The sequence below is a fragment of the Pelomonas nitida genome (assembly GCF_043555975.1).
Lineage (GTDB): Bacteria > Pseudomonadota > Gammaproteobacteria > Burkholderiales > Burkholderiaceae_C > Pelomonas > Pelomonas nitida.
Map to the genome: position 1 here is coordinate 1 of NZ_JBIGIA010000014.1, position 19,819 is coordinate 19,819.

The 19,819-nt window shown below is 66.3% G+C and carries 22 protein-coding genes; 8 read left to right on the plus strand and 14 right to left on the minus strand.

The features are described 5' to 3' along the window. Window positions 1-816 precede the first annotated feature (816 nt). The 5 genes from ACG00X_RS17285 (at window position 817) to ACG00X_RS17305 (ending at window position 3,305) form a co-directional block, all read left to right on the plus strand. Window positions 817-1,233 carry a single-stranded DNA-binding protein gene (locus ACG00X_RS17285; protein ID WP_394489726.1) on the plus strand — a complete coding sequence of 139 codons (417 nt, stop codon included), beginning with the start codon at window positions 817-819 and terminating at the stop codon, window positions 1,231-1,233. 69 nt (window positions 1,234-1,302) lie between these two features. Continuing rightward, on the plus strand, window positions 1,303-2,172 hold the full coding sequence (locus ACG00X_RS17290) for a DUF932 domain-containing protein (RefSeq protein ID WP_394489728.1): 870 nt from the start codon (window positions 1,303-1,305) through the stop codon (window positions 2,170-2,172). Between the two features lie 115 nt (window positions 2,173-2,287). Beyond that, window positions 2,288-2,635 carry a DUF7673 family protein gene (locus ACG00X_RS17295; RefSeq protein ID WP_394489730.1) on the plus strand — a complete coding sequence of 116 codons (348 nt, stop codon included), beginning with the start codon at window positions 2,288-2,290 and terminating at the stop codon, window positions 2,633-2,635. A gap of 74 nt (window positions 2,636-2,709) precedes the next feature. Next, on the plus strand, window positions 2,710-2,991 hold the full coding sequence (locus ACG00X_RS17300) for a YlcI/YnfO family protein (protein ID WP_394489732.1): 282 nt from the start codon (window positions 2,710-2,712) through the stop codon (window positions 2,989-2,991). Further along, a complete protein-coding gene (locus ACG00X_RS17305; RefSeq protein ID WP_394489734.1) occupies window positions 2,988-3,305 on the plus strand; it encodes a type II toxin-antitoxin system RelE/ParE family toxin in 318 nt (105 codons plus the stop codon). The genes ACG00X_RS17300 and ACG00X_RS17305 overlap by 4 nt, the downstream gene beginning before the upstream one ends. A 332-nt stretch (window positions 3,306-3,637) precedes the next feature. Here the strand turns inward: ACG00X_RS17305 and ACG00X_RS17310 are convergent, their stop codons facing one another. Together ACG00X_RS17310 and cadR are read right to left on the minus strand one after the other, a co-directional pair. Continuing rightward, window positions 3,638-3,766, minus strand: a complete 129-nt coding sequence (locus tag ACG00X_RS17310; RefSeq protein ID WP_394489736.1) for a hypothetical protein — start codon at window positions 3,764-3,766, stop codon at window positions 3,638-3,640. A gap of 402 nt (window positions 3,767-4,168) precedes the next feature. After that, on the minus strand, window positions 4,169-4,621 hold the full coding sequence (gene cadR / locus ACG00X_RS17315; RefSeq protein ID WP_394489738.1) for a Cd(II)/Pb(II)-responsive transcriptional regulator: 453 nt from the start codon (window positions 4,619-4,621) through the stop codon (window positions 4,169-4,171). A 23-nt stretch (window positions 4,622-4,644) separates the two neighbouring features. Here cadR and ACG00X_RS17320 point away from each other — a divergent pair, with 23 nt between their 5' ends. Beyond that, the gene (locus tag ACG00X_RS17320) at window positions 4,645-4,902 is read left to right on the plus strand and encodes a hypothetical protein (RefSeq protein WP_394489740.1); all 258 of its coding nucleotides are present in this window, start codon (window positions 4,645-4,647) and stop codon (window positions 4,900-4,902) included. Here the strand turns inward: ACG00X_RS17320 and ACG00X_RS17325 are convergent. From ACG00X_RS17325 to ACG00X_RS17360, 8 genes are all read right to left on the minus strand, one after another. Continuing rightward, window positions 4,875-5,270, minus strand: coding sequence for a DUF3703 domain-containing protein (locus tag ACG00X_RS17325; RefSeq protein WP_394489742.1), 396 nt, complete (start codon window positions 5,268-5,270; stop codon window positions 4,875-4,877). The genes ACG00X_RS17320 and ACG00X_RS17325 overlap by 28 nt on opposite strands. A gap of 11 nt (window positions 5,271-5,281) precedes the next feature. Then, window positions 5,282-7,525: a heavy metal translocating P-type ATPase gene (locus tag ACG00X_RS17330; protein ID WP_394489744.1), complete on the minus strand. Its 2,244-nt coding sequence runs from the start codon at window positions 7,523-7,525 to the stop codon at window positions 5,282-5,284. A gap of 66 nt (window positions 7,526-7,591) precedes the next feature. Further along, the gene (locus tag ACG00X_RS17335) at window positions 7,592-8,227 is read right to left on the minus strand and encodes a cation efflux transmembrane domain-containing protein (protein WP_394489746.1); all 636 of its coding nucleotides are present in this window, start codon (window positions 8,225-8,227) and stop codon (window positions 7,592-7,594) included. A 253-nt stretch (window positions 8,228-8,480) separates the two neighbouring features. Further along, on the minus strand, window positions 8,481-8,861 hold the full coding sequence (locus ACG00X_RS17340; protein WP_394489748.1) for a hypothetical protein: 381 nt from the start codon (window positions 8,859-8,861) through the stop codon (window positions 8,481-8,483). A 35-nt stretch (window positions 8,862-8,896) separates the two neighbouring features. Next, window positions 8,897-12,016, minus strand: a complete 3,120-nt coding sequence (locus ACG00X_RS17345; protein ID WP_394489750.1) for an efflux RND transporter permease subunit — start codon at window positions 12,014-12,016, stop codon at window positions 8,897-8,899. A 10-nt stretch (window positions 12,017-12,026) separates the two neighbouring features. Further along, a complete protein-coding gene (locus ACG00X_RS17350; RefSeq protein WP_394489752.1) occupies window positions 12,027-13,154 on the minus strand; it encodes an efflux RND transporter periplasmic adaptor subunit in 1,128 nt (375 codons plus the stop codon). After that, window positions 13,151-13,681: a hypothetical protein gene (locus ACG00X_RS17355; protein ID WP_394489754.1), complete on the minus strand. Its 531-nt coding sequence runs from the start codon at window positions 13,679-13,681 to the stop codon at window positions 13,151-13,153. Before ACG00X_RS17355 ends, ACG00X_RS17350 begins: the two co-directional genes overlap by 4 nt. Window positions 13,682-13,738: 57 nt before the next feature. Continuing rightward, window positions 13,739-14,953, minus strand: a complete 1,215-nt coding sequence (locus ACG00X_RS17360) for a TolC family protein (protein WP_394489756.1) — start codon at window positions 14,951-14,953, stop codon at window positions 13,739-13,741. A gap of 258 nt (window positions 14,954-15,211) precedes the next feature. On the opposite strand from ACG00X_RS17360, the gene ACG00X_RS17365 reads away from it, so the two are divergent. Continuing rightward, window positions 15,212-15,898 carry a heavy metal response regulator transcription factor gene (locus ACG00X_RS17365; protein WP_394489758.1) on the plus strand — a complete coding sequence of 229 codons (687 nt, stop codon included), beginning with the start codon at window positions 15,212-15,214 and terminating at the stop codon, window positions 15,896-15,898. Window positions 15,899-15,945: 47 nt separating this feature from the next. Continuing rightward, window positions 15,946-17,220 (plus strand): heavy metal sensor histidine kinase, encoded by a 1,275-nt coding sequence (locus ACG00X_RS17370; protein WP_394489760.1) that lies wholly within the window; start codon window positions 15,946-15,948, stop codon window positions 17,218-17,220. Window positions 17,221-17,224: 4 nt separating this feature from the next. On the opposite strand, the gene ACG00X_RS17375 is transcribed toward ACG00X_RS17370, so the two are convergent. The 4 genes from ACG00X_RS17375 to ACG00X_RS17390 form a co-directional block, all read right to left on the minus strand. After that, on the minus strand, window positions 17,225-17,572 hold the full coding sequence (locus tag ACG00X_RS17375; RefSeq protein ID WP_394489762.1) for a CzcE family metal-binding protein: 348 nt from the start codon (window positions 17,570-17,572) through the stop codon (window positions 17,225-17,227). Between the two features lie 422 nt (window positions 17,573-17,994). Then, on the minus strand, window positions 17,995-18,444 hold the full coding sequence (locus ACG00X_RS17380; protein WP_394489764.1) for a hypothetical protein: 450 nt from the start codon (window positions 18,442-18,444) through the stop codon (window positions 17,995-17,997). Window positions 18,445-18,455: 11 nt separating this feature from the next. After that, window positions 18,456-19,184 carry a StbB family protein gene (gene stbB, locus ACG00X_RS17385; RefSeq protein ID WP_394489766.1) on the minus strand — a complete coding sequence of 243 codons (729 nt, stop codon included), beginning with the start codon at window positions 19,182-19,184 and terminating at the stop codon, window positions 18,456-18,458. Beyond that, the gene (locus tag ACG00X_RS17390) at window positions 19,181-19,549 is read right to left on the minus strand and encodes a hypothetical protein (RefSeq protein ID WP_394489768.1); all 369 of its coding nucleotides are present in this window, start codon (window positions 19,547-19,549) and stop codon (window positions 19,181-19,183) included. Before ACG00X_RS17390 ends, stbB begins: the two co-directional genes overlap by 4 nt. Between the last annotated feature and the right edge of the window lie 270 nt (window positions 19,550-19,819).

Consider the following 19,819-nt stretch of genomic DNA (forward strand, 5'->3'; position numbering starts at 1 on the left):
GCACGGCCTCCTGCTTGAACTCCATCGTGTAGCGCGCCCTCGGCGCCGCCTTCGGCTTCGTCATTCCCACTCTCCTTGCTTGCATTGAATCACTCAGCAAGGGAGACGGTTTTCGGGGGCAAGGTCACTTCCAGGCGTTCCCCCTGGGCCGCCGGGGCAACACGCCCTCGGGCGTCGCTGCGCGACAGGTGTGGCGTGCTGCGCACGCGGGGTTGGAGTGCGCGGCCCTCCCGTGCGAGGAGACCGCGGGCCTGTTTCCTTCACGCTGCGCGTGAACGGGCCCGCTTGGCGAACTGGCCGGTGCTGATCGGCTGCGCTTCGCGCGGGTCCGTCCAGATCGCCACTCCTCGCACCCGCCATACCCGTTGCCGGGCCGCGCTGAAGTGATCACAGCGGCTCGACCGTCGCGCCAGTCGCTGCGCTTGGTGTCACGCCAGTCGCAGAGCCGCCGCTGCTCAGGGGCTCGGGGCGTCTTCGTTGCACCCGCTGCGCCAGGCGAGCTGGCACATCGTCTGCGGCACTGCGACGCCCGGTGGGGCAGCCTGTGCGCTGGTCGTCCCACCGCGCTCCCCCCACAACCCCCGCACTTGGGTGAGGGGGACTTGTGGGGGGATCTTCTAGCGGTGGGCCGGGAAACCGGCGCACTGCTTCGGCTGCGTGAACTCCAACATCCATCCCCAACCCCTTCCCGCTGGAAGGGGCCATGCCCACCCCCCGCCCGCCCGTGGGCGGGTGCGAGGAGTCCAAGCGAGAGGATCAGTTGTCAGGGCTTTCAGAACGGGGCCCGGCTGGTCTGTCTCGTGAAGGAGATTGGTCATGGCCAACGTTCAAGTCATCCAGCGCAACGCGCATCTGGCGGGGCCGGTGCGCATCGAGTTCGTCGAGGGCCGCGAAGGCCGCATCGCGAAGGGCGTGCTGACGGCAATCAGCAATTCCGTGCGCGGTTCGGGCGACAACCGCGAGCAGCAGGCGACTGCCATCCAGTGGACGCTGTGGGGTGCGCAGGCGGAGAACGCTGCCGCCTACCTGGGTCGGGGTTCGCACGTGAACATCGTCGGCCGCGTGAAGAACAACAACTTCGAGAAGGACGGCGAGACCGTATACGGCATGGACTTCACGGTCGAGGAGATCGACTACCTGGACAGCCGGGCCGAAGCCCAGGCGCGTCGCAGTGGCCCCGATGGCTTGGGCCGTCCCGGCGCTGAACGCCAAGCGGCGCATGCCGATGCCTGACCCCTCGGGCGGGCAGGGCAGTAGCCGTCGCCCGCCTTCGAACTCTCTCAACGATCGAAGGAATCCATCATGTACTCGACACATCCCACGCTCGCGACTCGCTTCGGCGGCCGTTCCACCAACGTCATCCGTAGCGATGCGCCGCTGAGCGAAGACCAGATGCGCGCGGCAGCGCCGTCCATCTTTGCGGAGGGCAAGCACGCCAGCCGTTCCGACCGCTACACCTACATCCCCACCATCGACGTGCTGCGCGGCCTGCGCAAAGAAGGATTCGAGCCGTTCATGGTCGCCCAGGGCTCCAGCCGCATTGAGGGCAAGACCGAGTTCACCAAGCACATGATCCGCATGCGCCATGCGGGCCAGGTGCAGACCAAGCCCGAGGCGAACGAGATCATCCTCATCAACAGCCACGATGGCGCCAGCTCGTACCAGATGCTGGCAGGCATGTTCCGGTTCGTCTGCTGCAACGGCCTGGTCGTGGGCAACGTGGTGGATGACATCCGCATCCCGCACAAGGGCAACATCCAGGGCGAGGTCATCGAAGGCGCCTTCAGGGTGCTCGACGAGTTCGAGGCCGTCGAGCAGCACGCCGAGGCGATGAAGTGCCTGCAGTTGGAGCAGCCCGAAGAGATCGCCTTCGCGACGGCCGCACTGGCATTGCGGTTCGGCGAGCAGGTCGTCGAAGAGACGGGCGGGCACCGGCCGGCGCCGGTCACGGCCCAGCAGCTGATCCAGGCACGCCGACCCGAGGACATCGGACACAGCCTGTGGACCACGTTCCAGCGCGTTCAGGAGAACGTGATTCGTGGCGGTCAGCCAGGTCGCAGCGCGCAGGGCAAGCGCCTGCACACCCGTCCGGTTGGGAGCATCGACCGTGGTGTCAGCCTGAACCGCGCGCTTTGGATGCTGGCCGAGGAGATGCGCAAGCTGAAGGCTTGAGCAGCTCGTTCATGCGCTGGATTCGAGCGTGAATCCAGCGTCACCGCGGGGCGCTGCCGGCTTGACCATCGCCAGACGCCGGGCCCGTCCCGCGCCAACCCAGAAGGAGATCACCATGGGTGCTTCGACCTTGGAAATCCTGGCCAGCTACACCGAGCGTGCGCAGCAGGCCACCCACGCGGGCGGGCAAGCCTTCGCCCGTCTGCTCAAGCATGCCGAGAGTGGTGACAGCGGCCAGCAACGCCGCGCTGCACTGTTCGTGGCTGCGACCTTCAACGGCCGCGTCCATCCCTTCGACCTCTTCGAGTTGCGTGCCGTCGATGTCGAGATCAGCGACGCAATGCTCACCTGTCTCGACGCCTTGCGCTGGGGGCGGTCGGACCTGTATCGCCTCGTCCCCAATGGCGAACAGCGCGTGCGCGCCGTGATTCGCCAGTGGGGCCTCGGTGCGGTTCGTGATTGAGAACCAAGGGGCGCGGCCTGCGCCCCTGCCTGGCGCGATGAGCCGTTGCATCGCAAATGCGCTACAACTGCGTCATGAAGACCGCAAGCATTCCGTCCGTGCGCGTGGAGCCCGAACTCCGTGCAGAGGTGGAGTCCATGCTGGGCGAGGGCGAGACCCTGTCCGAGTTCGTCGAGACCTCCATCCGCGAGAAGGTCGAACGCCGGCGGGTCCAAGAGGAGTTCATCGCGCGTGGACTGCGTTCCCGCGACCAAGCCCGACAAACGGGCGACTATGTGGACGCCGACGTGGTGCTGGCCAACCTGCAGCGCAAGCTGGACGCCGCGCGCAGCCAGGTCGCGAAGAAGCGCAAGTGAGCTACCGCGTCCGGCTGACGCGTGATGCCGCGCCCGACGTCGAGCGGCTGTTCGACTTCGTGCTGGAGCGCGAACTCACCCGCGATGGCGGCGACCTGGAGGTGGCCCAAGACGCCATCCACGCGATCCGGGCCGGCATGGCGACGCTGAAGACATCACCCTTCACCTGCCGCAAGGCGGGCCGCAGCCCGTTCCTGCGCGAACTGGTCATCCCCTTCAGTCGGTCCGGCTATGTCGCGCTGTTCGAGGTGCAGGACAGCGAGACGGTCACCGTGATGGCCGTGCGACATCAGCTTGAAGACGACTACCACTGATAGCGCTGTTGCATCGGGTGAGGGCGATGGCGGTTGCAGCTCCGGCGGCCTGGCTGCCTGCGTAGCTGGTTCTGACCTCGAATGAGTGGCTGTTCTGCAGCGTTTGCAGCCGGCCGGCACCGTTCGACGGGCGTCCGGTGGCGGCCTCATCGCGGTCATTGGGACGCAGTCGAGGCGGGTGCCCACGCACAAGCTCCGGCGGCGCACGAACTCACCTGGCCCTGCATTGCACAGTGCGGCTACTCTCCGATGACGAGGGCCGCCAGTTTGCAAACGGCTGAATGCAAAAGGCCGGCGCATCGCGCCGGCCCTGGTCTCAGTTCAGTGAAACCTTACAGGCAGCACAGCAACTGCTGGATGCAGCAGGCGATGTCGCCGCAGCACGCTTGAGCAGCGAAGGCAGCGGCAGAGCCGCCCAGCAGCGCGACAGCCGCGCCGATCTTGATGAGATTGGATTTCATGGATGTCCTTTCGATGGTTGATGAATGCTTGAAGCAGGCATCAACCTAATCGGGAGGCGTCCAAGGTTTGCGCCGTGAACCAGCATCGAACTCGATTTGAATCGATTGCCAATGCGGCTCCTCGACAACGGGCGACGCAGCTTGCTCCGGCACTGGCGCCGGTTGGGGGGGGGGCGCACAGGTCTGGCAAGTCGCGCTGGCGCAATGCGCCATTCCCTTGCAGCCTTGAAGGCAGCAGTCGCTATAGCCGTCAGATGCGCTCGCGACCGCCTGCCCGACGAAGGTCAGGCAGCCGAACAGTATGGCGAAAACGGCAAGCAGCTTGCGCATTCGGCAATGATATTCACTGGCGGCCAGTCGCGCACTGGCTGAGCAATGCACCCTACGGCCCGAAGTTTCGTCTCAGTGGCCATGGATCGACTTCAGGTGCCCACGCACCTTGGGTGCCGCCGTGGGTTCCTGCGCGGCTTCTGCCAAGCCAGAGAGGATGCCGCACTGATCCGCCGACCTGGCAACACCACAGCGCTGTCGCAAATCTTTGAGCTCGCGCTCCAGCGACTTCAGCTCCTTGATGCGCCGAGAGACATGGCCGATGTGTTCGTCAAGCAGCGCGTTGACGTCCCCACAGTCGTCCTCTGGCTCGTCCTTGAAGCGCAGCAGCACACGCACCTCGTCGAGCGACATGTCGAGACCGCGGCAGTAGCGGATGAACTGAAGCCGCTCCAGGTGCCGTGTCTCGTAGACCCGGAAGTTGCCTTGCGTGCGTGCGGGCGCCGGCAGCAACCCCTCCCGCTCATAGAAGCGGATCGTCTCGATGGCTGTTTCCGTGGCCGTGGCAAGTTCGCCGATCTTCATGGCAGAGCTTTCGTCCAGTAGTGATGCTGCGTCGTAGCGAAGGAACGGCGATTGCTCGCCGTGGTCTGAGCAAAGAGACCGATGTGAAGGAGATTGCCAAGTTCTACTGCTGGTGGGAGGCCTGCCATGGCGCATGGCACGCCTGTTTCTGGGCGACGGGGACTGAGTTCACCGCACTCGGCATGCATTTCACGACGAGTACGAATGCAGTAGCCGCCTTGGTTGACGTTGTCATCGCCACGGCGCTCGGCGTCTACGCTTGGCGTCGGTGGGCCCTCTGAGCACCTTGTCGCCGTTTGGACACCTCGATGGTTCGGGCCAGATCCGGCGCGATCGGCAGCGGCTTGAACGGGCTGACATTGGCACCGCCCGTGTTGCCGGTCGGCACCCAGCCGAAGACCGTCTTCGTGGCCGCACCAACGATGCGTAGCACCTGCCCGCGCGCTTCCTTCCACACGCGATGCTTCATCGCCCAGAAGAGCATCTGCACATGCACCCGGACGTGATGGAAGGTTGATGCCTGCCCAAGCACATGGGCGCGCTCCAAGTGGGCAAAGCTGGCGGCGGCCTCGCCAGAGTCGTCAAGCCGTCGGGCTTCGGCGATCTCGCGGTCGACGTGAGGCGCAATGCGTTGAGAGAACTGAGTCACAGCAGATCCTTTCAGGCGGCGGCGCGCGCCGGTTCGACGTTCGCCTTCAACAGGCGCAATCCATTGGCCACCACCAGCAGGCTCGCCCCCATGTCGGCGAAGACCGCCATCCACATGGTTGCTGCGCCAAAGACGGCGAGCCCGAAGAACACCGCCTTCACGCCCAGCGCGAAAGAGATGTTTTGCCACAGCACGGCGTGGGTCTTGCGGGACAGCCGGATGACGGTGGGGATGCGCTGCAGGTCGTCGTTCATGATGACCACGTCCGCGGCCTCCATCGCCGTGTCGGTGCCCGCGGCACCCATCGCGATGCCGATGTCCGCCTTGGCCAGGGCCGGCGCGTCGTTGATGCCGTCGCCGGTCATGCCGGTGAGGCCAAATCTCTTCTGCAGTTCCTCGACGGCCTTGAGCTTCTCCTCGGGCAATAGGTTGCCGCGCGCCTCTTTGATGCCAGCCTGCCCGGCGATGCTCTGCGCCGTGGCTTCGTTGTCACCCGTCAGCATGACCGGCGTGACACCGAGCGAGGCGAGATCGGCGACGGCCGCCTTCGACGAGGGCTTGATGGTGTCCGCCACGGCAAACAGCGCGATGACGCCCTGGTCGTCCGCCATCAGCGTGACCGTGCGACCTTGCTCCTCGTGGCGCTTCAGCTCGGCTTCCAGCTCGGCGCTGCATTGGCCCCGCTCCTCTATGAGGCGGTGGTTGCCGAGCACATAGGTCTTGCCGCCAATGCTGCCCTGCACGCCGCGACCGGCCAGCGCCGAGAACTTGTCTACAGCGTCGTGTTCGAGATTCAAGCCTTCGGCAATGGCCTTGGACACCGGATGGTCCGACCGGCCCGCCAGGCTGGCCGCCAGTCGCCGCACCGCTGTAGCGTCGCCACGCATGGCCTTTTGGTCGACGAGCTTGGGCTTGCCTTCGGTGATCGTGCCGGTCTTGTCCAGTGCCACCGCCTTCAGATTGCGGGCGTCTTCCAGATAGGTGCCGCCCTTGATGAGGATGCCGCGACGCGCAGCGGCTGCCAGCGCACTGACCACCGTCACGGGGGTGGAGATCACCAGCGCGCACGGGCAGGCGATCACCAGCAGGACAAGCGCCTTGTAGATGCCCTGCAACCAGGTGGCGTCGGTCAGCACCGGCAGCAGCACTGCCACGGCGACCGCCAGGACAAAGACGGCTGGCGTGTAGACGGCGGCGAAGCGGTCGACGAAGCGCTGGGTCGGAGCGCGCGAGCCTTGCGCCTGCTCGACCGCATGGATGATGCGTGCCAGCGTGGAGTTGGAGGCGGCTGCCGTCACACGGAACTCCAGCTCGCCCGTCTCGTTGATGGTGCCGGCGAAGACCGGGTCGCCGACGGCCTTCTCGACCGGGATGCTTTCGCCAGTGACCGGCGCCTGGTTGATCGCGCTGTTGCCCTTAGTGACGGTGCCGTCCAGCGGCACCCGCTCGCCGGGCCGGATGCGCACGATGCTGTCGATGGTCACGGATGCGACGGGCGTGGTGACCCAGGCGCCGCCGGGTTGCTGCACGGCGGCCTCTTCGGGCGCCAGCTCCATCAAGCCCTTGATGGCATTGCGTGCCCGATCGACCGAGCGAGCTTCGATCAGTTCGGCGATGGCATAGAGAGCCATCACCATCGCTGCTTCCGGCCATTGGCCGATCAGGAAGGCGCCGGTGACGGCGACCGTCATCAGTGCGTTGATGTTGAGCTTGAAGCGGCGCAGGGCCGCGAAGCCCTTGGTGTAGGTCTCCACGCCGGCGAGCCAGATGGCGACGACAGCCAACACCATGCCCAGCCCCTGATTGGCGCGAGTGTCCGGCAGCACGAGCTCGACACCTTCGGCGGCAATGGCGACCAGCAAGGCCAGGCCGAGCCGTGCCGCGCCAGCCCCGATGCCGTGCCCATGATCGTCACCGGGAGTCTCTGCCGGCGCTGTGGCGGCCGCATCCACGGGCTCGGGCTTGAAGCCGGCCTGACGGATCGCATCGAGCGCCTTGGGCAGCACCTCTGCCGACGCCGAGATGGTCAACCGGCGGGCACCCAGTTGGAAACCGAGCGAGGTGATACCGGCAATGGGTTCCAAAACACGGCGGATCTCGGCCTCTTCGGCAGAGCAGTCCATCGTCGGGATGCGATAGGTCTGTCCACCGGGCATGGCGGGCGCATCGACGGTCTTGGAAGTGCTCGAACAGCTGCCGCAGGCGCCGGCCGAGCAGGTAGATGTGGCTGGTTGGGTGTTGTCGGTGTTGCTCATGGCTCTATTGAAAACCCTGTAGCAGCTTCAGAGTCAAGCAGTTTCTTGATTCGGGCGCTGTCTGCGTCAGTCGCGCTTCTTGGCGCTGCCATCATTGCCGGCGGCTTCCGAGGCTTTAACCAAGATTTCCCGACCGCCATTGGCGGCGATTGCCACAGCGACGAAGCCGAGAACCAGGTCCGGCAAATTGGATTCCCACCACATCACCAGGGCACCGGACACCACGATCGCAAGATTCACGATGGAGTCGTTGCTGGTGAAGATGGCCGAAGCTTTGAAGTTCACATCCTCGCCCTGGTGGCGCTTGAGCAACTTCAGGCAGATGAGATTCAAGCCGGCATTCACGGCGGCCATGACCATCATGGCCGGCCCGAGCGGTGGCTCCCCGCCGAAGAACCGGCGCAGCACTTCCACCAGCAATGCCACCGCGAGGCCGATCAGCAGCCACCCGGAGAGTCGGGCCGCTCGCACCTTGATGGCCGCCGACCGGCCGACGGCATAGAGGCTGACCGCATACACCGATGCGTCAGCGAGGTTGTCCAGGGCGGCGGCGATGAGGGCGGTGGAGGAAGCCCAAACACCCACTGCAACGCCGCCCACGCATTGGCTCAGGTTGATCAGCAGGACGGCCAACAGGATGCGACGATCCTCGGCCTGTTTGGCGTCCATCTCGGAGCCGCCGACCTCGTGGCTGCCGCTCATCGAGAACTCCGGGACGCCGACGGGTGCGGCTGCGGGCGTCCACCCCTGCGCTGCCCGCGACGCTGCTGGCGACGCTCTTCGCGACGCAGGCGTTTGCGCTTGCGGTGGTGCAGGGTTCCTTGAATCGCGAAACCGATCAGCAGGATCGCGAGGATGCTCGCACCAATGGCCCAGACGGCCACGCCGGCGCCGACAGAGTCCAGCATCCGCTCACCGCGACCGTGCATGCTTGCTCAGCGCGCCGCTGACCGCATTACTTGATCGCGAACCGCAAGTTCGCGGGCTTGCGCCCCTGCAACTCGACCGTGGCGACGATCTTCGAGCCCGCAGCCACCTTGAAGCTGCCTGCTGCCTGCAGGCGGTCATTGGCCGGTTTCAATTCGACGACCGACTGTTCGCCGCCGCTGAGGATCGTCAGCTTGGCACGCGCGCCCTGCACGTTGACCGGCTTGCCCTTCTCGCGGGCGTGCAGCGTGATGGCATCAGGCTTGGCGACAAGCTCGTACTCGGTTGCTCCCGACTCGGCCAGGACGCCGCCATGCAGGGGCTTGTGATCGTGGCCATGCTCGTCGGCAGCGTGGGCGGGGCCTCCGAGGACGATCAGGGCTGCGGCAAGGGGGGCGAAGAGTTTCATGGAGGACTCCTTGGATTGAGATGGGGGCTCAGGGTTTAGAGAGCTTCTGCCGTACGGTCGCTGGCCAGGCGCTCGGCATCGCGGCGGCCGAAGAGCCAGAACATGGCGGGCGTCAAGAAGGTGTCGAGCAGCGTTGAACTGATCAGCCCCGAGAAGATGACGACGGCGACGGGGTGCAGGATCTCGGTGCCGGGGCGTTCGGCCTCGAACAGCAGCGGCGCCAGCGCGAAGGCCGTGACCAGCGCCGTCATCAGCACCGGGCTCAGCCGTTCCAGCGAGCCACGCACGATCATCTTCAGGTCGAACTGCTCGCCCTCGAAGCGCATCAGGTTGATGTAGTGGCTGACCTTGAGGATGCCGTTGCGAACCGAGATGCCCGCCAGCGTGATGAAGCCCACCAGCGCAGCCACCGACAGCGGCTGCCCGGTAAGCGCCAGCCCGATGACGGCACCGACAAGCGCCAGCGGGATGTTGGCCATGATCAGCAGCGCCAGCCGCGTGCTCTGGTAGCGCGTGTACAGCACGACGAACATCAGCACGGCCGAGACGATGGAAAGCAGGCCCACGAGACGGGAGGCCTCTTCCTGCGCCTGGAACTGGCCGCCCAGCGTCACGAAATAGCCCTCGGGCATCTTGGTGGTGCTGACCACACCGCGGATGTCGGCCACGATGTCCGACAGCGCGCGACCCTGCGCATTGGCGGACAGCACGATGCGGCGCTTGCCATCGTCGCGGCTGATCTGGTTCGGACCGTCGGCATCCTCGATGGTGGCAATGCGCGAAAGCGGGATGCGGCCACCCGGCGTCTCCACCAGGATCTGCCCCAGGCCTTCGACCGTCCGCGCCGACTCGGGCAGGCGCATCACCAGCGCGAAGCGCCGGCCGTTCTCGACGATCTGCGTGACCTTCTCGCCTTCGATCAAGCTCTGCAGCAGCGACAGCACCTGCGGCGCGGGCACGCCGTACTGGGCCGCGGCGGCGTAATCGACGCGCACCTTGATCTGCGGCGCCAGCACCTGCTTCTCGATCTCCAGGTCGGCGATGCCGGGGATGGTCGCAAGGCGAGCACGCAGCGCATCGGCCTGGCCGCGCAACGTGTCGAGGTCCTCGCCGAAGATCTTGATCGCGATCTGCGAGCGCACGCCGGACAGCATGTGGTCGATGCGGTGGGAGATCGGTTGGCCGATGCCAATAGCCGCAGGCAGGTTGGCCAGTCGCTTGCGGATGTCCGCGTTGATCTCGTCCATGCTGCGCGTGATCTCGGACGGCGGCTTCAGGCCGACGTCGAGTTCGCTGACGTGCACCCCTTCGGCATGCTCGTCCAGCTCGGCGCGGCCACTGCGGCGGCCGACGTGCGTGACCTCGGGCACCTGCTTCACCAGCACCTCGGCCTGGCGCGCAAGGGCGGAGCTTTCGGCCAGCGTCACGCCGGGGTTCAGACGCAAGCCGATCAGCAGCGTGCCTTCGTTGAACGGCGGCAGGAAGGTCGTCGCGAAGAACGGCACGGCCGCGCCGGCCAGCACGACGGCCACGCCCCCCGCCGCGAGCGCCGCGCGCGGCCGCGCCAGCACCGAAGCCAGCCCGGAGTTGTAATGCCGCTTCAGCCAGGCCAGCAGCTTGGTGTCGCCATGGTCGAGCGACTTCATGCGCGGCAGCAGGTACAGGCTCAGCACCGGCGTCACGGTGACTGAGACGATCAGGCTCGCCAGCGTCGAGACGATAAAGGCGATGCCCAGCGGCACGAACAGGCGGCCTTCCATGCCCGGCAGCGCGAACAGCGGCACGAACACGAGCACGATGATGACGGTGGCGTACAGGATGGCCGAGCGAACTTCCATCGTCGCCATCGCAACGACCTCCAGCGGGCTGCGACGCTGGCCAGCCTCGAGTGTTCGGTCTTCCTTCAGCCGGCGCATGACGTTCTCGATGCCGACAACGGCGTCGTCCACCAATCCGCCGATCGCGATGGCAAGGCCACCGAGCGTCATGGTGTTGATCGACAGCCCGAAGTAGCGGAACACCAGTGCCGTGATGAGGATCGACACGGGAATCGCGACCAGCGCGATGACCGTCGTGCGGATGTTGCCGAGGAACAGCAGCAGGATCACCGCGACGAAGATCGACGCGCCGACCAGCTTGCCCTGCAGCGTCGTGATCGACGCCTCGATGAAGCTGGCCTGGCGGAAGGTCACCTTGGGCGTCTGCATGCCGGCGGGCAGTGAGCGCTTCATGTCGCCCAGCGCGGCCTCGATACTCTCGGTCAGCGCGATGGTGTCGGCCGTGGGCTGCTTCTGGATGCCGAGGATGACTGCCGGCTGTCCGCCGAAGCCCGCATCACCCCGTTTGATCGCCGGCGCGAAGGTCACCTCCGCTACCTGGCGGAGCAGCACGGCCTGGCCGTTGCGCGCCGTGATGGCGAGGTTGCCGAGGTCGTCGAGCTTGGACGTGCGGCCGAGATTGCGGATCAGGTACTCGCGGCCGTTGAGCTCCAGGAAGCCGCCGGAGGTGTTGGACGAGAAGCCCTTGAGAGCTGCTTCAAGCTGGTCATGCGTGATGCCGAGGTCGGCCATGCGCGCCGTGTTCGGCTGCACTTGAAACTGGCGCACTTCGCCGCCGATGGGAATCACCTGCGCGACGCCGGGGATGGCCATCAGCCGCGGGCGCAGCACCCAGTCCGCATACTCCCGCACCGACATGGCCGAGATCTTGGCCGGGTCGATCGGGATCGCGATCTGCATGATCTCGCCCATGATGGAGCTGATGGGGCCCATGCGCGGCACGACTCCTTCGGGCAGCCCTTCCTCCATCGAAGACAGCCGCTCCGACACCATCTGCCGCGCGCGGAAGATTTCGGTGCGCCAGTCGAAGGTGATGTAGACGAAGGACAGGCCGGCGCTGGACGTCGAGCGCACCGACTCCACGCCCGGCAGCCCGTTCATGGTCGTTTCCAGCGGGAAGGTGATGAGCTGCTCCACCTCCTCGGATGCCATGCCACCCGCCTCCGTCATTACCGTGACGGTGGGCTTGTTCAGGTCGGGGAAGACATCCACCGGCATGCGCGACAGCGTGAACACGCCGTAGCCGACCAGCACGAGGCTGGCGATGATGACGAGCAGTCGATTGGCCAGGCTGCTGTCGAGTAGCCACTTGAACATGCGCTAACCCTCAGCGGACCTGGTTGACCAGGCCGGCGCCTTGCACCGCCACGCGCTCGCCCGCCTTGAGGCCGGACGTGACGATGACGTTCGCGCCGTCCAGCGGCTCGGTCTGCACAACCCGAGGCGAGAAGCGTTCCGGTGCCGCCTTGACCCAGACGATGGTCTGGTTGGCAGGGTTCTTCATCAACGCGGCCGCGGGCACGGGCACGCCGGCGAGCTGGCTGCGTGTCTGCGCGATCACCTTGACGGGCTGGCCGACGGCGAAAGAGCCGAGCGAGCCACCACTGGCGGTGAAGGCGATCGGCAGTGCCTGCTCGCGTAACGCACGCGCCGCGCCGATGAACTTCAGCGGCACCTTGTCCGAGCCGCTGGCGATGAATCCGCCAGCGATGTCGTTCGCGACAGCCGCGTCAAACGCCACCGCCTCGACGCGCAAGCGAGTTGGATCGACGACATCGAACACCAGCTCGCGAGCATCAACCACCTGCCCAGCGACGGCCTGGGACGACGCGATGACGCCGGATGCGGGAGCCACAAGAGCCTCCCGTGTGCTCAGACCGGCACCGATGGCAGCCGCACGCGCGCCGAGGCTGGCAACCTCGCTCTCCGCGGCCTCGATGTCCTTGCGCGGGACGGTGTCGGCCAGCTCGCGCAGTCGCGCGACGCGCTTCTGCGCCAGATCGCGGGAAGCGCGGAGTTCGGCAAGCTGAGCTGCCTGGTTGGCGCGTTCCAAGGTGTCGGAAGCCGGCACCACATAGGCCAGCACTTCGCCCTTGCGAACGGTCTGGCCCAGGGCCGGGAAGCCCTTGGGGCCGGCCTCCAGGCGCCCCGCCACCATCGACTGGACACGGCCACCGGCGTTGGGGTCCATGACGATGCGACCATTGAGCTCGACGGCGCGGGGCAGCTGCTGCTGAGTCACCTCGACCGTGCGAACACCGATCTGGCGCTGTGCGGGCTTGGGCAGGAACACAGTACCGTCGGGCAGGCGCTGCGGACCGCCGGAGGCGGTGGGCGCTGGCCCATGATCGTGGCCTTCACCAGCAAACGCCGGGGTGGCGGATGCGAGCAGCAACGCGCCTGCCAAGGCCAGAACGCCCATGCGGGCAGGGAACATCGCGGCGGCGCGGTTCATGCCGTCTCTCCAAAACGGTTGCCTCGGCGCATGCGTTTGTGCAGAGCGGCGAGGCCGGCCAGCACCACAACAGCGGCGCCGGCACAGGCAGCCCAGAACTTCCATGAGCGGTCCACATGGCTGTCAGCGTGTTCGTCGGCGTGGATATCGATCTCGCCGGCCAGCAGGTCGGATTCGCTCGCCCCAGTGATCGTTGCCGTCACGGGCGTGACGCCCGGCTTCGGCTCCTGCGCCAGCGTGGCGGTGAACTCGCCATCCCCCTGGGCCTTGGCTGCCAGCTGGGCGCCACCGATGCTCAGCGACAGCTGAGCCCCCTTGACCGGCGCGTTCGTCGGCGCGTGGTCGAGGTAAAGGGTCACCTGCTTGCCGTCGATGACACCGACCAGCTCAAACGCTTCGGACGTCGCCGTGAAGCGCGGCAAGGCGGCGGCAGCCGGCGCTGCTTTGGCTTCGTCACCGTGGTCATGGCCGTCGCCGGCCAGCGCTGGGCGCGGCCAAGCGGCACACAGGATCAGCGGCAGGGACATGGCGAGCGCCATGTGTCGCAGTGGGGTGGATTTCAACCGTAGAGAGGTCATGGTGGGTTACTCGGGCAGCAGGCCCAGCGCCTGCCGCAAACTGGAAATCGCCTGGTCGACGGCAATGCGGGCGCGCGCGTCCTGACGCTCGGCCTCGAAGGCTTCAAGCTCGACGCGCAGCCGTGTCGGCAGATCCGTCTCGCCAAGGCGGAAGGACTTGTCGTAGAAGGCCCGGGTGTCTCGGGCCAGGGAGGCTCGGCGAGCGGTGGCTTCCTGCGCAGCGCGGGCAGCAGTCAGCCGAGCAGATTGGGCATCGATGTCCGCGGCGACCCGCTGCTGCTCGATGACCAGCAACTGTTCGGCTTCGATCAGGTCAGCCTGAGCGTTGGCGGCACGGACGCCGGACTCGCTGCTCTGGCCGAGCGGCAGCCGCAGGCCAAACGTGACAGTCTGGCCATAGCGCTCGCCGGCTCCACCGCGCTCACGGGTGGTCAGCAGGGTCAACTCGGGGTTGGCGCGCCGCTGCACGGCGGCCAGGCCGCGCTGCTGCTGTGCAAGCCGCACCCGGTCCGACAGCTCAGCGAGCGCCGGGTGGGTGAGTGCCGCTTCCGCATTGGCCGGCACGTCGGGCGCGCGCTCGCTGGACGCCATGTCACCTGCAGCCGGGAGGGCGCCCCAGCTTTGGAGCGCCGCTTGCGCTTGAGCGATGGCTGCTTGTGCAAGCGACAGTTCGGCCTGTGCAGAGGCCGCTGCGGCTTCTGCCTGGTGCTGGTCGGCCCGTGACAGCTCACCCGCCGCAGCACGGCGGCCCACATCGGAGGCCAACGTCGCTGCGCTGGCGCGGCGCGCCTCAGCCAGACTCGCATCGAGCCGAGCGAGCTGCAGCGTCCACCAGGCTTCCCGCACCTGGCCGGCTACGCGCCATTGCGCGGCTGCCACCCGGCTCTCCACCGTTGCCAGTTCTGCATCTGCTACGGCTCGGCTGCGGCTGCGCTCGCCGGGTAGCCATAGCGGCAGGGCCACCCCGGCTTCGTACTCGCGAGAGCCCGCATTCCGTGTCAGCCGGTCGGTGCGGGCCGAGGCTTCCAGCGACGGCGCATCGGCTGTCCAGCGTTGCGCAGCGGCTTTGCGCGCCGCAGCGGCGTCACGGCGGGCCGTGGCTGCCGCACCCTCGGGTTGTTGCGCCCAGGCTCGCTCGAAGGCCTGCCTCAGCGTCACAGGACCGGCGACACCCGCCGCCGAGGGGGAGGCGCCGACTTGCGCCTGGAGCGCCATGGGCATGCCCACGAGCGCCAGAGCCAACAGGGCACAGGCGCTGCGGATGGGAAAGCCAGGGTGGTTGGGGGCGTTCAGGCGAGGCGGACGAGACATACAGGTCGATGAATTCCAAGGTCTATCGGCGCCGTTTCTCCAGCGAAAACGCCGCGTATGACCTCACGTTGCCCCGCACTCTAGAAATCCGGCCACGACAGGGCTCCAACGCCAAGATGACAATTTCGTAATCTGGCGAGGCCCCGCTCGCCGGCCAAAATGACCCGCATGAAGCTGCTGGTCGTGGAAGATGAGGCGAAGCTGGCCGACTACCTCAAGAAGGGCCTGACCGAGGAAGGCTTCGTCGTGGACGTGGCGCGCAACGGCGTGGACGGCCTGCACCTGGCCGCCGAAGGGGACTACGACCTGGTGCTGCTGGACGGAATGCTGCCGGGCATCGACGGTCTGGCCGTGCTGGCCGCGCTGCGCCAAAGCCAGCAAACGCCGGTTCTGATGTTGACGGCGCGGTCCCAGGTCGAGGATCGGGTCAAAGGACTGCAAGCCGGCGCCGACGACTATCTCGTCAAGCCCTTCGCATTTTCCGAGCTGCTGGCGCGCATCCAGGCCTTGCTGCGCCGAGGGCGTCCTTCTCAGACACCGACGGAGGCGACGATCCTCAAGCTCAGCGATCTCGAACTCGACCTGATCCGACGCAAGGCCATGCGAGCGGGCAAGCGCCTGGAGCTGACCGCCAAGGAGTTCAACCTGTTGAGCCTGTTGTTGCGCCGCGCGGGCGAGGTGTTGTCGCGCACCGAGCTCGCCGAGCAGGTCTGGGACATGAACTTCGACAGCGAGACCAACGTCGTCGAAGTGGCCGTACGTCGCCTCCGGACCAAGCTCGACCAGCCGTTCGATCGCCCATTGCTCCACACCGTACGAGGGATGGGCTACGTGCTGGAAGCGCGCGAGCCGTGACGCCTTCGCACACGGCTACCGGCCTTGGCGCGGGACTGTCGCGTAGCTTGGCGGTGCTCACCGTCATCGGATTGGGGCTGGTCAGCGCGGCTGTCTATGCGGTGCTCGCATTGACGTTGCTGCAGCGCCAGGACGAGACACTGGACCAGAAGCAGGCCGCCATTGCCCAGCTCTTGGGCGAGCGCGGACCCGGGCATAGCGTGGCCGAGTTGCAGCATCTGCTCAGTGATGTGCTGGCCGGTCACGCCGAGCTGTCGCTTCGAGTGACGGCAGCCAATGGCGAGGTGATCTTCGATAAGGCCTCCTCGCCAACTTGGCCAGCCAAGCAACGAAGCTTCAGCGTGCCGGTTGCGGCGTCGGGGCCGGCAACTAAAGTCCAGTTGGCGTTGGACCAACGAAGCGACGATGCGCTGCTGCAGCGTCTGGCATGGACTTTGGCGTGTACGGCCGTCGGCGGCGCACTGGCCGTGTCCGCGGGGGCCTACTGGCTGGTACGCCGAGGGCTGGTGCCGCTGCACCGTTTGGTGGACCAAACGAGGCTGGTGACGGCCCACGATCTGGATAGGCGACTAGACGGCTCCGGCCAGCCGATGGAGCTGCAGCCGCTGATCGAGCAGTTCAACGCGTTGCTGGGACGATTGGATGGAGCCTACCGGCAGATGGAGGCTTTCAATGCCGACGTGGCGCACGAGCTGAACACGCCACTGGCCACGCTGATCAGCAGCAGCGAACTTGCTCTACGACGCTCGCGAAGCGCAGAGGAAATGCGCGACGTGCTGGGCTCCAACCTGGAAGAGCTGCACCGTATGGCAGGGATCATCAGCGACATGCTGTTCCTGTCGCACGCGGACAGCGGCTCCGACGCGCGGCGAGAGCACGTCGACAGCCTGGCGCACCTGGCCAGCGAGGTGATCGACTTTCACGAGGCCGCCCTGCATGAGGCCGAACTGCAGGCAGCCGTTGTCGGCGAGACGGCCGCTCAGGTAGACGCGCGGCTGCTACGCCGGGCGATATCCAATTTGCTGGGCAATGCAACACGCTATGGCCGCAAGGGCACAACGGTGACCGTGCGAATCAGCCGGGTGGATGCATCCAGTGTTGCGGTGGCGGTCGAGAACGATGGTCCGGGAATCGCGCCGGAGCATCTGCCTCGCCTCTTCGACCGTTTCTACCGAGTCGATGCCGCCCGCGCGGACGCTGATCGCAACCATGGCTTGGGCTTGGCCATCGTGGCGGCGATAGCGCGCATGCACGGGGGCCGGGCTACCGCCGAATCCAGCGGCGGCACTACCCGGGTCGGCCTGCTGCTGCGCGAAGCCTGAGCGATCAGCTGCGCTCGCTCTCAGCGCGCGAGACGTAGACGATCATGGTCGGCGCGTTGAAGTCCGCGGGCGCGATCGCCTTCAGGTCGACGCGCCCGTGGTTGGGCACCTCGAACTTCCAGGTGAACGACTTGGCGCCGTTACGGAAGGTCACCACATCGCCGCAGTCGACATTGAGGGACTTGATCTTCGTGACATCGACCGCCTTGGTCGCGGACGTTGCCTCGGCGATGGGCTTGCCGAGCCAACCCGCGCTGGCAGCTTCACGCTTGTTGTCGTGAGCCATGGCGCTCGCCGAACCAAGCGCCAGAACGGCTGCGATCAGGGCGGTGTGGGCAACATGGGCTTTCATGGGGAACTCCTCGTTCGCCGTTCCGGACACTCTCGACATGAGGTGTCCGACGGCTTGGAAGAGACTCTAGAAATCGCGCTACGACGCCAACCCAACGGCCAGATTACTTTTGCGTCACGCATCCGACCACAGGCGCAGCCCGACTGGCTTATCGACAAGGACTTCACGCCAGACGGCTCATCCGGCACCAGGTCCCGTTGATCGAGGACTGGCTGGAGGAGTTGCCTGCGAAGCCAACCAGACGAGCGGCACCAGCTATTCCATGGCCGGAGTTGGCGAAAGCTGCCGTTCGGTCGATCGCCTGCAAATGACTCAGATCAGCCTTCTCCGGTCATTGGGCGCCACTGGGGCGTCAGCGATCCGGTGGACTGGCACAGGTACTCAGCGTGGTTGGCTCGTGAGACCGAAACCGTGTGGGACGGTCAGTAAGGCGGGATATAGATGGCTACCGCCCAGGCTGCTGTCGAAGCCACTATCGCTGTCACCGCGCCCACCCCAACAGACGGCCAGTGCAGCCGCCGGTGGGCGCTGTCGTTCAGCGAGCGGGCTAAGCGCTGCACCGGCGGGCCCAGCTCGTCTTGAAGGATCTTCCTGCCGGTGGCCTGCAGAGCCTGCGCCTGGACCTCGACCGCCGCGCGCACCAGTTCGTCAGAGCGCTGCACAAGGTGCTTGGACAGATGTGTCACCGCATGCTGGGTGAACGCTGTAAACCTTGCCTCCGCATCACCCGACCTGGTCACCAATGAATCCGACGCGCGCGTCACTGATTCGCAGGTCGACATCAGCGCCGGGGCAATGGCTTCGATCCGCTCCAGGAGCACTGCGATGTCGCCCAGCGCCTCGGCGATCAACGTCTCACGCACATTCGCCATGGCCGGCCTCGTCAGGCGACACGCACGAGCGGCGCGACATCCGTGCCCAGTCGAAGCGCGCCGAAGCACGCATCGAGTTCAGGTGCGACGCCGACGGCCAGGCGCCGCGCCGCCAGCCTGCGCGCAAGCGCGAGTTTCTCGTTGGCGTCCCCCGTCTTCGCGATGGCCGCCTTGTAGTCGGTGTCGTCATTCAACACCTCGTCCACCCCCTGGCCTGAGATCTTGAGGCTCTCGTAGATCTCGTTGGCGCCCAGGCGGCATTCCGTGTCGGCGCAAGCGAGCGGCTGTTCCTGCAGGAAGGCCAGCAAGGGGCGGAAGGCATCCGCCACGTTGGTCGCTTCGTCGATCATGTTGAAGACCAGCCTCAGCTTCTGCGCGGGCACTCCCATGCGGGCAAGCTCCACCAGCGTGGCGATCGTGTCCTTCTGCTGCTTGATCGCGGCCACGGCCGGGACGATGTAGTGATCAAAGTCCTCGTGGCTCCCCCGGTAGCGATTCATCAGCGCCAGCAGCTCTTCGACGTTGCTGGCGCCCACGTCCACCACGGTGCTTTCGACGGCCTGCAGGTACTCCTGCAGCACGGCGAACTGCCGGCCTCGCAGCGACTTGGTGCCTGCCTCTCCGGCGTTGATGCTTTCGACGGAGATCAGCTTGGCGCCCGGGATGCGGGGCAGCAGCAGGTGGCGGGCGATGGTGGTCTTGCCCACGTTGCCGGAGAAGTTGATGACGGCGACTTTCATGGTCGGTCCTCTGAGAACAGTTGGTTGAACTGGTTCCGCTCGAAGAAGTCCTCGGCGACATCCCGGCCGGTTGATCCGGTTCGGTTGGGGGTGTTGACTGCAAGGGCTTCGTTGGGCGGTGGCGTGATCGCGCGGGATGAAAGATCAGGCACCGGCGGGTCTCGTGCGGCAGAGGCCGGCACAGCGCCGATGCGCGCGGCCTCACGCTGCACCGTCTTCAGGCTGACCTGAACTCCCGCGTCGGCCAGTGCTGCGCGGATGGCCTCGAACGTGTAGCCATCGGCTCGCAGTCTCCGAATCTCCACCTCGAACGCGCCTGCCTTGCGGTTCGCGCGCCCGGGTGGACGGGAAGGGGTCAGCTTCATGGCGCCTGTTGGTCGGTATTTGGACGGTTGCTGAGCGCTTCTTGGACGCTTTCTGGAACGCCACTGGCCAGTCCTGGTCGCTGCTTGGACGGCACTTGGCCGCTACTTGGTCACTCGGTGGACGGTTGTTGGTCACTGAGCAGAAGTTAGGCGGCTGAACGCCAGGGCCTCATGCTGGATTCGGGGCCGAATCCAGCGGCTCTGAGGGCGTCTTCAGAGCCAATACTTGGTTCATGGGTAAGTGCAGAGATAGGCGGCCTGCCGCCAAAT